General features: G+C 26.3%; 1 protein-coding gene. It reads right to left on the reverse strand.

Features of this window, described 5'->3' with window-relative positions:
• Positions 1 to 71: 71 nt before the first annotated feature.
• On the reverse strand, positions 72 to 501 hold a 430-nt coding region (locus GCE9029_RS27210), incomplete at its 5' end, for an energy transducer TonB (RefSeq protein WP_231870211.1).

The raw sequence follows: 501 nt of genomic DNA on the forward strand, positions 1-501 counted from the left end.
TAAAGTAAAAATAATAATTATTGAATATTTTTTAAACATTTTAAAGTGTTTTGTTTTTTAAAATAATATTTTTACTCTTCTAAAGAAAAGTTAATAGGGAAACCATACTTTACAGAAGTACGCTTTCCTCCTTTTTTTGCAGGTTTAAACCTTGGTAACTTTAAAACTACACGGGTAGCTTCATTGTTTAATATTTCAGCATTATCAGGACCTAACGTTTTTATATTTTTTACATAACCACTTTTATCAATAATAAAACGAACCCAAACATCTCCCTGTAAACTTTGTCTAACAGCTTCTCCTGGATAACTAAAATATTTAGAAATATGGTGCATCATTTCATTATTAAAACAATCAGATTCCTCACCTTTTGCTGCTTTTTTACAAGCGTCAAAAACTGGTATTTTATCTACGTCTGTAAATTTCAATGCTTTTCTAACTTCTTCTTTTGATAATTTATTTTTAAGATTCTCAATATTATTTTTCAACGATATTGTGTTT

Source organism: Grimontia celer, from assembly GCF_900055185.1.
Classification (GTDB): Bacteria; Pseudomonadota; Gammaproteobacteria; order Enterobacterales; family Vibrionaceae; genus Enterovibrio; species Enterovibrio celer.